We start from the raw sequence: 11,944 nt of genomic DNA on the forward strand, positions 1-11,944 counted from the left end.
CAGGCCCTATGAAAGCTCAGAGCAGCGCCGAGCCGCTCTGCAGCCCTTCGTTGACCACTACAACTGGCTTCGGCCACACTCCGCTCTGAACCACCAGCCGCCCATGAGCCGCATTCCGGCTATGAACCTAGTGAAACTCGACAGCTAGGGCAACCTGTACGTCAGGCGGTCAGCCGCATCCCACACGTTTCACGCCCGTCGCCGTATTTCCCCGATTTCAGTGACTTGTTTAACAAGAACGTCGTTTTGGGTAGAAACCCTAACCTTCTGTGCTTTCATCCCATCTGTTTCAGCTCTACCATTGCGCCTCTTCTCACAGACGTTGCGTTCAGCAACAAATCTGTGACGAGCCAAAGTGCTTCAAAAGAGCTGGACGAGGGAGTTTTCATGCATTCGGACATGGCCATCGCAATGATGGCGGACCTATTCTGGACCGGGCTGGTCGTGTGCCTGCCGGTGCTGGGCCTGGTGATGGTGGTGGGGCTGGGCATCAGCCTGCTGCAGGTCGTCACCCAGGTGCAGGAGATGTCCCTCACCTTTGTCCCCAAGCTGGTCACCGCGGCCATCGCCCTCGTCGTCTTCGGCCCCTGGATGCTGCGCAAGCTCACGCAGTTCACGGCGCGGCTGTGGACCGGCATTCCCTCGATGTTCTGACCCGCTTCACCGGACTGCCGCGTGGGCTTCGATTGGGTCAGTGCACTGGGCGCGTCCGCGCCCGCGCCGGGCTTCCTGCTCCTGGTGTTCCTGCTGTCGTTGCGGCTGGGCGCCATGCTGCTGCTCACCCCCATCCTCACCGCCGGCGCCGTGCCCGGGCCGGTGCGCGGGCTGATCGTCGTGGGCCTCGCCGCCGCGCTGGCGCTGGGGCTGCCGCCGCTTGAAGCCGCCGATGCGGCAGCCTTGTCGCAACTCGGCCCGCTGCTGACGGCCGCCGCCTCGGAGCTCGCGCTGGGCGCGCTGCTGGCCCTGGGCATCTTCATCGCGTTCGCCGCCATTTCCATGGCCGGCCATCTCATCGACGTGCAGATCGGCTTCGGCATGGCGCAGGTGTTCGACCCCGTCACGCGCCGCCAGATCCCCGTGCTCACCAGCGCGTTCAACCAGCTCGCCGTGCTGGTGTTCTTCCTGGCCGATGCGCACCACGCGCTGCTGCGCGGCGTGGCCTACACGCTGGAGCGCTTCCCACCCGGGCGGCCCTGGCCGGTGCAGGATGCGGCGCCGCTGGTGGCCAAGCAGATGGCCGGGCTTTTCAGCCTGGGCTTCGCGCTGGCCGCGCCGGTCGTCGTGTGCCTGCTGCTGATCGAGCTGGCGCTCGGCGTGGTGTCGCGCAACCTGCCGCAGATCAACATGTTCGTGATCGGCGTGCCGGTCAAGATCGTGGTGGGCCTGGGGCTGCTGGCGCTGTGGTTCGCCGGCATGGGCGACTCCATGAGCCGCATCTACGGCTTCATCTTCCGCGGCTGGCAGGCAGCCTTCGCGATGCCGGTGGTGCGCTGATGGCCGAACAGCAGGACCTCGACCGCAACGAGGACGCCACGCCCTACAAGCTGGAGAAGGCGCGCGAGCGCGGCCAGGTTGCCAAGAGCGCGGACGTGGTGTCGGCCACCGTCTTCACCGTGGCGGTCGCCTACTTCTATTGGAAAGGCTGGGACGGCCTGCAGTCGCAGTTCCGCTACGGCCATGCGTTGCTGGTGCAGGCCGGCCGGCTCGACGGCAGCGCCGCCGGCCTGTGGTGGCTGGTCGGCGGCATGGTGCGCGACGCGCTCACCGCGCTGGCGCCGTTCTTCGGCGCGCTGATGATCGCGGCCATCGTCGGCAACCTGATGCAGACCGGCCCCGTGCTGTCCATGGACCCGATCAAGGCGGATTTCTCGCGCCTGAACCCCGTCACCGGTCTGAAGAAGCTGTTCTCGCTGCGCACGCTGTTCGACGGCGCGCGGGCCGTGATGAAGCTGGTGCTGCTCTCGCTGGTGGTGGTGCAGGGCATCAAGAGCCTCGCGCCGCAGTTTCCGCAACTGGCGGCCATGCCGCCCGCCATGCTGGTGCGCACCGTGCTGGACGACGCCGCCGGCATGGGCCTGAAGATCGCCTTGATGCTGTGCCTGATCGCGCTGGTGGACTTCGCCTACACGCGGCGCGAGTTCAACAAGAAGATGCGCATGAGCAAGCGCGAGCTGAAGGACGAGCACAAGAACCGCGAGGGCGACCCGCGCATCCGCGCGCGCCTGCGTGAGCTGCGCCGCGAGTCCCTGCGCCGCAGCATGGCCGCGCGCCACACCGCCAATGCCGACGTGCTGCTGACCAATCCCACGCACGTGGCCGTCGCGCTGCGCTACGTGCACGGCGAGATGGCGTCGCCGCAACTGGTGGCCAAGGGCGCGGGCGGCGTCGCCGCGCTGATGCGCCAGATCGCCGCCCGCAACCGCATTCCCGTCATACAGAACCCGCCGCTGGCGCGCGCGCTGTTCCACGGGCTGGAGGTGGAGCAGCACGTGCCGCCGCAGCTCTATGCGCAGGTGGCGCGGATTCTCGTGTGGGTGTTCGCCATGCGCGACGCGCGCACGCAGCCGCAAGGAGCCGCTACATGAAGGCACTGCAACGCTTTTTCGGCCGGCACAGCGACATCGCCCTGGTGCTGATGGTGCTGGGCGTGCTGATCGTCCTGTTCGCGCCCATTCCCAGCGGCGTGCTGGATTTCCTGATCCTGTCGAATTTCAGCTTCGCCTTCCTGATCCTTCTGCTCACGTTCTACATGGTGCGGCCGGTGGAGTTCTCCACCTTTCCGTCGCTGCTGCTGATCGCCACCTTGTTCCGGCTGTCGCTCAACGTGGCGGCCACGCGGCTGATCCTGTCGGACGGCAACGCGGGCCGCGTGATCTCCGCCGTCGGCGCCTACGTGGTCGGCGGCAACTACGTCATCGGCCTGATCGTGTTCCTGATCCTGATCGTGGTGCAGTACGTGGTGGTCACCAGCGGCGCGCAGCGCGTGTCCGAGGTCGCCGCGCGCTTCACGCTGGACAGCATGCCCGGCCAGCAGATGAGCATCGATGCCGACCTGAACATGGGCTTCATCGACCAGGCCGAGGCGCAGCGCCGGCGCAAGAACATCGAGAAGGAAGCCGGGTTCTACGGTGCCATGGACGGCGCCAGCAAGTTCGTCAAGGGCGACGCCATCGCCGGCATCATCATCCTGCTGATCAACATCGTCGGCGGCCTGCTGATCGGCGTGATGCAGCATCACCTGCCGTGGAGCCAGGCGCTGCAGACCTACACGCTGCTGACCATCGGCGACGGCATCGTGACGCAGGTGCCCGCGCTGGTGATCGCGGTGGGCACCGGCATCATCGTCACGCGCTCGGCCTCCGACGGAAACCTGAGCCGCGAGGCTCTGCGCCAGATCACGTCGTTCCCCAAGACGCTGCTGCTGGTGGCCGGCGCCCTGGGCGGCTTGCTGCTGCTGCCCGGCATCCCGGTGATTCCGACGCTGGTGCTGGCGGCCTTCGTGCTCGGCGTCGCGGCCATCGCCTACCGCACGTCGCAGGCGGGCGAGCCAGCGGACAAGCAGAAGGCCGACGATGCGGCCGGCATCGCGGAGAGCGGCGCCGAAGATTCCTACGCCATGCTGCCGGTGGAGCCGATCGAGGTCTTCGTCGGGCGCAACTGGGTGGAGCTCGTGAACCAGCCCGAAAGCCTGTTCATGGACCGCATCAAGGCGTTCCGCAAGCAGCATGCGCAGGACCTCGGCCTGGTGCTGCCGCGCGTGCGATTCAAGGATTCGCCGAAGCTGGGCACCGACAAATACGAGATCAGCATCGACGGCGTCGTCGCCGGCAAGGGCGAAGCGCGCAGCCAGCAGTGGCTGGCCATCCATCCGAGCGGCGACACCAAGTCGATCGCCGGCGAGGTCACGCGCGACCCCACCTACGGGCTGCCCGCGCTGTGGATCGAGGCCGACCAGCGCGACGCCGCCGCCGCCGCCAAGTTCACCCTGGTGGACGGGCCCACCGTGCTGATGACGCACCTGACCGAAGTACTGCGCCGCGAATCGGCCGCGCTGCTTACGCGCGCCGAGACTGACCGGCTGCTGGCGCGCGTGCGCGAAAGCCAGCCGGGCCTGGTGGAGGAGCTGATCCCCACGGTGCTGTCGGTCAGCGACGTGCAGAAGGTGCTGCAAAGCCTGCTGCGCGAGAAGGTGTCGATCCGCCACATCGAGGCGATCCTGGAGACGCTGGCCGACGTCGGCCGCGCGACCAAGGATGCCGGCGTGCTGACCGAGCACGTGCGCCGGCGCCTGGGCCACGCGATCTGCCAGGGCCTGCTGGGCGACGCGCCGGCGCTGCACGTGATGACGCTGGACCCGCTGGTGGAAAGCCGCCTGCTGCACGGCCTGCAAACGGCCGAGGCGCAGCAGCAGCCCTCCTATGCGCTGGAGCCCAAGCTGGCCGAGCAATTCCTCGCGCGCATGGTGCAGCAGGCCGAACAGATGATGAAAAGCAACCTGCTGCCGGTGCTGCTGTGCGCGCCCGACCTGCGCCGGCACATCCGCTCGCTGTGCGAACGCGCCATGCCGCACCTCCGCGTGCTGTCCATGGCGGAGATTCCGCAGAGCATCGAACTCAAATCCTATGGCGTGGTGACGCTGTGACTAGGGCCTGTTCACACTGTTTTGCCAGATGCGTTGCAGCCAAAAAGGTCATGCGCAAGGCGCGAAACGCAGCCGGACTCAATGTCCGGCAAGGCTTCGCAACGCGGCGCATGGCCTTTTTGGCCGCAACCCGAAGGGAACGCGATGAAAACCGCGCCACTCATCGTTGCACTCCTAGCCAAGGCGGCCAGCCTTGGCGTCGTCCTGCGCCTAGATTGGCGCGGTTTTCATTGCGTTCGCACTGGCAAAACAGTGTGAACAGGCCCTAGAGGTGGTGAACCATGCATGAAGTCCTGGCGGTCGCATTGCAAAGCATGCAGGCGGACATGGCGCGGGTGGACCAGGTGGGGATGAACCTGGCCAACGCGCTGACACCCGGCTACAAGCGCGGTGTTGCGGTGCAGGGGCCGATCGGCGCTGCCTTCGCCGCGCACCTGGCGGGCGCGACGGCCGCCGCGGGCGGCGCGCAAGACCCGCTGCTGGCCGGCGTGCAGGCCGTGAGCCTGCGCAGCGACAGCCGCACCGGCACGCTGAAAGCCACCGGCCAGCCGCTGGACTTCGCGCTGGCGGGCAAGGGCTGGTTCGAGATCGCCACGCCCGACGGGCCGGCCTACACGCGGCAGGGCAGCTTCCGGCTGGACGCGGCGGGGCGGCTGGTGACGGCGCAAGGCGATCCGGTCATGGGCAACGGCGGCGAGATCCGCCTCACCACGGCCAACCCCGTCATCACCGCAAGCGGCGCCGTGCTCGGGCCGGACGGCAACGAGGAAGCGCCGCTGGCGCAGCTGCGCGTCGTCGAATTCGACGGCGATGCAACGCTGCAGCGCATGGGCGACGGGCTGGTCTCCGCCGGCGCGGACGCGGGCATGAAGCTGCTGGAGCCGCGCGAGGTGCAGCTGCGCCAGGGCTTCCTGGAGAACTCCAACGTGGCCTCCACGCAGGAGATGACGCAGCTGATGCAGGCCATGCGCCACTTCGAAGCGATGCAGAAAGCCGCCCAGGGCTATGACGACATGCTGGGCACCGCCATCCGCAAACTTGGGGAGACCTCCTGATGTTCGACGCACTTTCCATCGGCGCCACCGGCATGCAGGCGCAGCAGCTCAGCGTCGAGACCATCGCCAACAACCTGGCGAACATGAACACGCCGGCCTACAAGAAGGGCCGCGTGGGCTTTGCCGACCTGATGGTGCGCGAGGCCGCGCGCGCCGGCTCGGCGGAAGACATGCGCGCCGGCGTGCTCGGCGCGCCGCAGCGCCTGGGCGCCGGCGTCACCGTGTCGTCCATCGGCAAGGTGTTCGATCCGGGCGAGGTGAAGAAGACCGATTCGCCGCTGGACCTGGCGATCCAGGGCGAGGGCTTCCTCGAAGTCACCATGCCCGATGGCGGCAGCGGTTTCGTGCGCGGCGGCACGCTGGAAGTGAACAAGGACGGCCTGCTCGCCACCGCTGCCGGCTATCCGCTCAAGCCCGCGGTCGCGGTGCCCGACACCGCCGAAGCGCTGGTCATCGGGCGCGACGGCCGCGTGCAGGCGCGCATGCCCAACCAGACCAACCTGGTCGACCTCGGCCAGCTGGACATCGTGCGCTTCACCGGCGCCAACATGCTCACCGCCATGGGCGACAACCTGTACCGCGCCAACGACGCATCGGGCGACCCGATCGCGCTGCGTCCGGGCGAGCAGGGCATCGGCACGCTGGCCCAGGGCTGGCTGGAAAGCTCCAACGTGAAGATGGTCGACGAGATGGTCAACCTCATGCTGGCGCAGCGCGCCTACGAAGCCAGCGTGAAGGTGGTGCAGGCCGCCGACGAGATGCTCGGCATGGTCAACAACCTGCGCAAGTGATGTCCATGCCGCGTCAGTTTGTCATTGCCGCCCTGCTTGCCGCCCTCGGGTGCGCAGGCGGAGGCACCGCCGCTGCGCAGGAACTCGCGCCGGGGCAGGTGGAGATCGCGCTGCGCGCCAATGCCTCCGCGCCGCAGCGGCTGGTGCGCCTGGGCGACGTGGCGACCATCCGCACCACCGATCTCGCCGCCATCCGGCGCCTGGTGGATCTGCCGCTGGGGCAGGCGCCGCGCGCCGGTGCCCGCGTGGTGCTGGAGCGCCAAACCGTCGCCGACTGGATCCGCAGCCGGCTGGGCATCGGCGGCGAGCGCCTGCAGTGGAGCGGCAGCGAGCGCAGCGCCTTGAGCTCGCCCGCGCAGCAGGCCGATCCGGCCGACATCGAACGCACCGCGCGCGGCGCGCTGCAGCGCTGGCTGGCCGCGCGCAGCAGCCGGTTCGACGTGGACAGCGTGGGCGCACCGGCCGGCCTGCAGCTGCCCGCCGGCCGCGTGGAACTTGCGGCGCGGCCGTTCCCCGCGAACCAGCAGCCGGCCACGCGCATGGTGGTGTGGGTCGACGTGGCGGTGGACGGAAGCTTCGTGCGCACAGTGCCGGTGAGTTTCGCGGTCGACGCTTACAAGCAGGCCTGGGTGGCCGCAACGCCGGTCGGCACCGGTGCTGCGATCGCGCCGCAGATGCTGGAGCGGCGTGAAGTGGAGCTCGCATCGCGCGGCGTGCCGCTGGAGATCGATGGCGACGGGTCCGCGCCGCTGCGCAGCCTGCGGCCCTTGCGCGCCGGCGAGGCGCTCACCTCGCACAACGTGGCGGCGGCGCTGCCGGTCAGCCGCGGCGACTGGGTGACGCTGCAGTTCAGCGCCGGCGCCGTGCAGATGGAAGGCCGCGCCGAGGCGCTGCAGGGTGGCGGGCTCGGCCAGGTGGTCCGCGTGCGCATGGCGCGTGGGTCGGCGCCGGTGGACGCGCGCATCGTTGCGAACGGCCGTGTGGAGGCAATGCCATGACCGGCAGATTCATCACGATCGCCATGCTGGTCCTGTGGGCCGCGCTCGACGTCGCGCACGCAACCAGCCTGTACGACGAGGCCACCTTCCGTCCGCTCACCGCCGACCAGAAGGCCTATCGTGTCGGCGACGTGCTGACGGTGCAGGTATTCGAGAACTCCAGCGCCTCCACCAGCATCGACACCGGCACGCGGCGCAAGAACACGCTGGGTGCGGAGCTCACGCACGGGTCGCAGCGACACGCCACCGGCATCGGGGTCAACGGCGACTTCGACGGTGGCGGCCGAACGCAGCGCGCCAACCGCGTGCTGATCACGCTCGGCGTGACGGTGCGCGAGGTCCTGCCCAATGGCGACCTGCGCGTGGCCGGCGAGCAGCAGCTGCTGATCAACGACGAGCAGCAGCGCGTGACGCTGGAAGGCCGGGTGCGCCCGCAGGACGTGTCGGACGGCAACGTGGTGCTGTCAACACGGCTGGCCGACGCGCGCATCACCTACCTGGGCGAAGGCGAAGTCTCGCAGCGGCAGCAGCGCGCCTGGTGGCGCAAGCTGCTGGATTGGGCGGGCATGTGATGGCCGCGCGTTTCTTCCTTCATCGCGTGCTCGCCGCGCTGGCCGCCGCGGCCTTCACGGTGGCCGCGCATGCGCAGCCCGCCGTCTCGGCCAACGCCGTGCGCGTGAAAGACCTGGGCAAGCTGCAGGGCTGGCGCGAGAACGCGCTGGTCGGCTGGGGCATCGTCACCGGCCTGGCCGGCACCGGCGATTCGCCGACCAACCGCGCGACGCGGCAGGCCTTGTCCAACGTGCTCGCGCAGTTCAACCTGACTGTGCCGCCCGAGCAGGTGCAAAGCCGCAACGTGGCGGTGGTGATGGTGAGCGCCGGCCTGCCGGCGGTCGCGCGCGAAGGCGACACCCTGGATGTGACGGTGAACTCGGCCGGCGATGCGCGCAGCCTGGTCGGCGGCTCGCTGCTGCTGACGCCGCTGAAGGCCGCCAACGGCAAGGTCTATGCGCTGGCGCAGGGGCCGCTGTCGGTTGGCGGCTACCGCTACGACGCGAACGGCAACGTGGTGCAGAAGAACCACCCCACCGTGGGCTCCGTTCCCGGCGGCGCGACCGTCGAAGTCGGCATGCAACCCACGGTGCTCGCCGCCGGCCAGAAGCTCACCTTCGTGCTGCACGAGCCGGACTACACCACGGCCAGCCGCGTGGCCGCGGCCATCAACGCGCAGCTGGGGCCGGAGGCGGCACGCGCCAACGACGCGGCCGGCATCGAGATTGCCGTGCCCGAATCTCAGCGCGACCAGCTGGTGCGCTACGTCGCCCGGCTGGAAAGCGTCTGGGTCGATCCCGACCGGCGCGCCAAGGTCGTCATCAACGAGCGCACCGGCACGGTGGTGGCCGGCGGCGACGTGCGCATCTCGAAAGTCGCCATCTCGCACGGCGACCTGAAGGTGTCGATCGCCAGCGACACCACGGTGTCGCAGCCCACCGTGGTCGGCCGTGGAACGCCGGGCGTGCAGACGGCCGTGGTGACGAATTCGCGGGTGGACGTGGAGGAAAGCGGCGCGCCGGGCTTCGCCCTGGCGGGCACGACCGTGGCCGACCTGGTGCAGTCGCTGTCGCGCCTGAAGACCAACACGCGCGACATCATTTCCATCCTGCGTGCCGTGAAGGCCGCGGGCGCGCTGCATGCGGAACTCGTGGTCCAGTAAGAGGAGAAGAGGATGACCGAAGGTTTGGAAGCATTGACCACGGCCGCATTGGGCCTGGCGCTGGACGCGGCCAGCCTGCGCCAGCGCGCCATCGCCGCGAACATCGCCAACCACGCGACCGAAGGCTATGTGCCGGTCACGGTGGACTTCGCCTCGCAGATGGAAGACGCGCGGCGCGCGCTGGAGACCCGGGGCACGGTGGACACCGCGTCGCTGTCGGCGGTGCGCGTGGAACTGCAGCCGATGCTGGACGCCAACGGCCGCCCCGCCAAGGTGCAGCTGGACGCGCAGATGGCCGACATGGCCGAGAACGCAGTGCAGTACCAGGCGCTGGTGCGGGCGCTCAGCCGGCACTTCTCCATCCTCAACAGCGCCGCCACCGACGGCAAGCGCTGAGAACAACACCAGGACAACCGGAACACGCATGGACTACGCATCGTCTTTCGCGGTCAGCGCCGCGGGCATGGCGCTGGAGCGCACCCGCGTCGAGGTGGCGACGCTGAACCTCGCCAACGCGCACACCGTCGCCGCGCCGGGCCAGGCCGCCTACACGCCGATGCGCGTGGTGGGCCTGCCCGCGCAGGCCGCCTCGTTCGCCGCGCTGATGCTCTCGGGCCAGCCGGGCGCGGCGCTCAAGCCCGACTTCCGCGTCGAGCCCGCGCCGGTGCAGCCGCGCATGGTGCTGGAACCCGGCCATCCGCTGGCCGACGCGCGCGGCTTCGTCAGCTATCCAGCGGTCGATCCGGCGGCGGAGATGGTGACGCTGATGGGCGCGACGCGCGCCTACGAGGCCAACATCGCGGCGATGAACACCGCGCGCACGCTGGCGCTGAAGGCACTGGACATCGGAGGCAATGCGTGAGCGGACCGGCACCCATCGACGCCATCGCGGCGGACATCCTGGGCGACCTGCCGCCCGGCGTGTTCGGCGGCCCCATGGCGTCCGGCAACGCCGCGGCGGCGAACGCCACCGGCGGCTTCGGCGCGATGTTCACCCAGGGCCTGGCCCAGGTGAACGAGAACCTGCTGGCCAGCCAGACCGACCTGCAGCGCCTGGCCACCGGCGACATCCAGAACCTGCACCAGGTGATGGTGCGGCTGGAGGAAAGCCGCCTGTCCTTCCAGCTGATGCTGCAGGTGCGCAGCCGGCTGCTCGAGGCGTACCAGGACGTCATGAAGATGCAGATCTAGCGGCGGGCCGGAAGAAAGAAAAAGATGTTCAACGATTTGTTTGCGAGCCTGACGCCGCGCGCGCGCCGCACCCTGCTGGCCGGCGTCGTGGCCATCGTGCTGGCCACCGCCGGCGCCGCCACGTGGCTGCTGCGCAGCGACAACCAGGTGCTGTTCACCGAACTCAAGCCGCAGGACGCCGCCATGATGGTGGCCGAGCTCGAGCGGCAGAAGATCCCCTACCAGCTGGCCGACGGCGGCGCCACCATCCTGGTGGACGGCGCCATCGTGCACGCCACGCGCTTGAAGCTGATGGGCAAGGACATGCCGCTGCACGGCGCGGCCGGCTTCGAGCTGTTCAACAACGGCGACTTCGGCATGACCGAGTTCGCGCAGAAGATCAACTACCAGCGCGCGCTGCAAGGCGAGATCACCCGCACCATCCTGGCGCTGGACGAGGTGCGCGACGCGCGCGTGCACCTGGCCCTGCCGGAAGAGGGCCTCTTCAAGCGCGCCAGCAGCAAGGCCAAGGCGGCCATCACGCTGACCATGAAGGCCGGGCAGACCTTGCGCGCCGACCAGGTGAGCGGCATCCAGCGGCTGGTGGCCGCGGCCGTGCCGGGCATCGTGGCGCAGGACGTGACCATCGTCGACCAGCAGGGCGTGGCGCTGACGCGCGCGGCCGGCGGCGAGCCCGAGGCGGAATCCGGCTCCGCGCGGCTGGACCTGAAACGCGACACCGAAAAGCTGCTCACGCGCAAGGCCACCGAGGTGCTGGAACGCGCTTTCGGCGCCGGCCAGGCGATGGCGACGGTGGACGTCACGCTCAACATGGACCAGGTGCGCGTGACCACCGAGGACGTGATCAGCACGCCCGGCCACAACGGCAAGTCGCCCAGCGGCGTGGTGGTGCGCGAGCGCGAGACGGTGCGCGACGCGGGCCCGCCGCTGGCCGGCGCGCAGGACCTGCGCGCGAGCAACAGCCAGCGCGAAGTGGACTACCAGGTCGGAAAGCGCGTGGAGCAGGTGGTCACGCAGCCGGGTGCCGTGCGCCGCATCCATGTGGCGGCCGTGGTGCGCCAGCCGCTGGATGCGCAGCAGCTGGAGATGGCGCGCATGCTGCTGACGGCCGCCGTCGGCGGCGTAGGCGACCGCGGCGACACCATCGTCGTGCAGACGCTCAAGGCGTTCGACACGGCGGCGCAGGCAAGCGCCGTGGTGCCGCAGTCCGCACAGCCCGCGGCAGCGGTGGCTGTGCCGGCGGCGCGCCCTGTTGCCGCGGACGCATGGAAAGCACCCCTGGTCGCCGCCGTCGCCATCGCCGCCGTGTTCGCGGTGCTGGTGGCATGGTTCGCGGGACGCCGGCGCCCCGTGCGCGTGGAAGGACCTCCCGTGCTGAGCGAGGGCGAGCGCCGCGCGCTGGCCGCCCAAATTAAGCAGTGGCTGGAGGAGGGGACCACCGGCGACCTGCGCCCTGCCAGCGCCGTTGCCTTCGCGCCGCGGCTGCCGGAAGCGCAGGCGTGAACGCGCGCACCGAGTTCCCGATCGACACTGTCGAGTCGCCCGGTGTGCGC

General features: G+C 69.5%; 14 protein-coding genes. All 14 read left to right on the forward strand.

What is annotated here, in order from left to right; translation table 11 throughout:
* On the forward strand, positions 1-148 hold a 148-nt coding region (locus H0U68_RS05880; protein WP_296353626.1), incomplete at its 5' end, for an integrase core domain-containing protein.
* Positions 149-387: 239 nt separating this feature from the next.
* Positions 388-654 carry a flagellar biosynthetic protein FliQ gene (locus H0U68_RS05885; protein ID WP_296353605.1) on the forward strand — a complete coding sequence of 89 codons (267 nt, stop codon included), beginning with the start codon at positions 388-390 and terminating at the stop codon, positions 652-654.
* Positions 655-675: 21 nt separating this feature from the next.
* Positions 676-1,494 (forward strand): flagellar biosynthetic protein FliR, encoded by an 819-nt coding sequence (fliR, locus tag H0U68_RS05890; RefSeq protein ID WP_296353607.1) that lies wholly within the window; start codon positions 676-678, stop codon positions 1,492-1,494.
* Positions 1,494-2,585, forward strand: coding sequence for an EscU/YscU/HrcU family type III secretion system export apparatus switch protein (locus H0U68_RS05895; RefSeq protein WP_296353608.1), 1,092 nt, complete (start codon positions 1,494-1,496; stop codon positions 2,583-2,585). Before fliR ends, H0U68_RS05895 begins: the two co-directional genes overlap by 1 nt.
* Complete coding sequence (gene flhA, locus H0U68_RS05900; RefSeq protein WP_296353610.1) at positions 2,582-4,642, forward strand: flagellar biosynthesis protein FlhA; 2,061 nt, start codon at positions 2,582-2,584, stop codon at positions 4,640-4,642. The genes H0U68_RS05895 and flhA overlap by 4 nt, the downstream gene beginning before the upstream one ends.
* A gap of 281 nt (positions 4,643-4,923) precedes the next feature.
* Positions 4,924-5,697: a flagellar hook-basal body protein gene (locus H0U68_RS05905; RefSeq protein ID WP_296353612.1), complete on the forward strand. Its 774-nt coding sequence runs from the start codon at positions 4,924-4,926 to the stop codon at positions 5,695-5,697.
* Complete coding sequence (gene flgG / locus H0U68_RS05910; RefSeq protein WP_296353614.1) at positions 5,697-6,488, forward strand: flagellar basal-body rod protein FlgG; 792 nt, start codon at positions 5,697-5,699, stop codon at positions 6,486-6,488. Before H0U68_RS05905 ends, flgG begins: the two co-directional genes overlap by 1 nt.
* Before the next feature lie 5 nt (positions 6,489-6,493).
* Entirely contained in the window at positions 6,494-7,486 is a 993-nt protein-coding gene (gene flgA, locus H0U68_RS05915; RefSeq protein WP_296353615.1) for a flagellar basal body P-ring formation chaperone FlgA, read from the forward strand.
* Positions 7,483-8,058, forward strand: a complete 576-nt coding sequence (locus H0U68_RS05920) for a flagellar basal body L-ring protein FlgH (protein ID WP_296353616.1) — start codon at positions 7,483-7,485, stop codon at positions 8,056-8,058. The genes flgA and H0U68_RS05920 overlap by 4 nt, the downstream gene beginning before the upstream one ends.
* Positions 8,058-9,200: a flagellar basal body P-ring protein FlgI gene (locus H0U68_RS05925; RefSeq protein ID WP_296353618.1), complete on the forward strand. Its 1,143-nt coding sequence runs from the start codon at positions 8,058-8,060 to the stop codon at positions 9,198-9,200. Before H0U68_RS05920 ends, H0U68_RS05925 begins: the two co-directional genes overlap by 1 nt.
* A 12-nt stretch (positions 9,201-9,212) precedes the next feature.
* Positions 9,213-9,596 carry a flagellar basal body protein gene (locus H0U68_RS05930; RefSeq protein WP_296353619.1) on the forward strand — a complete coding sequence of 128 codons (384 nt, stop codon included), beginning with the start codon at positions 9,213-9,215 and terminating at the stop codon, positions 9,594-9,596.
* Between the two features lie 28 nt (positions 9,597-9,624).
* Positions 9,625-10,062, forward strand: a complete 438-nt coding sequence (gene flgC, locus H0U68_RS05935) for a flagellar basal body rod protein FlgC (RefSeq protein WP_296353621.1) — start codon at positions 9,625-9,627, stop codon at positions 10,060-10,062.
* On the forward strand, positions 10,059-10,391 hold the full coding sequence (gene fliE, locus H0U68_RS05940) for a flagellar hook-basal body complex protein FliE (protein ID WP_296353623.1): 333 nt from the start codon (positions 10,059-10,061) through the stop codon (positions 10,389-10,391). Before flgC ends, fliE begins: the two co-directional genes overlap by 4 nt.
* Positions 10,392-10,415: 24 nt before the next feature.
* Positions 10,416-11,894, forward strand: a complete 1,479-nt coding sequence (fliF, locus tag H0U68_RS05945) for a flagellar basal-body MS-ring/collar protein FliF (RefSeq protein ID WP_296353624.1) — start codon at positions 10,416-10,418, stop codon at positions 11,892-11,894.
* The last annotated feature ends 50 nt before the right edge of the window (positions 11,895-11,944 follow it).

This window comes from Ramlibacter sp. (genome assembly GCF_013697775.1).
In the GTDB taxonomy this organism is placed as follows: Bacteria; Pseudomonadota; Gammaproteobacteria; order Burkholderiales; family Burkholderiaceae_C; genus Ramlibacter.

What these genes read in the sequence shown, in the direction of transcription:
- H0U68_RS05920 (WP_296353616.1), top strand. Translation starts at nt 7,483, where the DNA reads ATGACCGGCAGATTCATCACGATCGCCATGCTGGTCCTGTGGGCCGCG.
- flhA (WP_296353610.1), top strand. Translation starts at nt 2,582, where the DNA reads ATGAAGGCACTGCAACGCTTTTTCGGCCGGCACAGCGACATCGCCCTG.
- flgG (WP_296353614.1), top strand. Translation starts at nt 5,697, where the DNA reads ATGTTCGACGCACTTTCCATCGGCGCCACCGGCATGCAGGCGCAGCAG.
- H0U68_RS05885 (WP_296353605.1), top strand. Translation starts at nt 388, where the DNA reads ATGCATTCGGACATGGCCATCGCAATGATGGCGGACCTATTCTGGACC.
- H0U68_RS05925 (WP_296353618.1), top strand. Translation starts at nt 8,058, where the DNA reads ATGGCCGCGCGTTTCTTCCTTCATCGCGTGCTCGCCGCGCTGGCCGCC.
- fliF (WP_296353624.1), top strand. Translation starts at nt 10,416, where the DNA reads ATGTTCAACGATTTGTTTGCGAGCCTGACGCCGCGCGCGCGCCGCACC.
- flgA (WP_296353615.1), top strand. Translation starts at nt 6,494, where the DNA reads ATGCCGCGTCAGTTTGTCATTGCCGCCCTGCTTGCCGCCCTCGGGTGC.
- flgC (WP_296353621.1), top strand. Translation starts at nt 9,625, where the DNA reads ATGGACTACGCATCGTCTTTCGCGGTCAGCGCCGCGGGCATGGCGCTG.
- H0U68_RS05930 (WP_296353619.1), top strand. Translation starts at nt 9,213, where the DNA reads ATGACCGAAGGTTTGGAAGCATTGACCACGGCCGCATTGGGCCTGGCG.
- H0U68_RS05895 (WP_296353608.1), top strand. Translation starts at nt 1,494, where the DNA reads ATGGCCGAACAGCAGGACCTCGACCGCAACGAGGACGCCACGCCCTAC.
- H0U68_RS05905 (WP_296353612.1), top strand. Translation starts at nt 4,924, where the DNA reads ATGCATGAAGTCCTGGCGGTCGCATTGCAAAGCATGCAGGCGGACATG.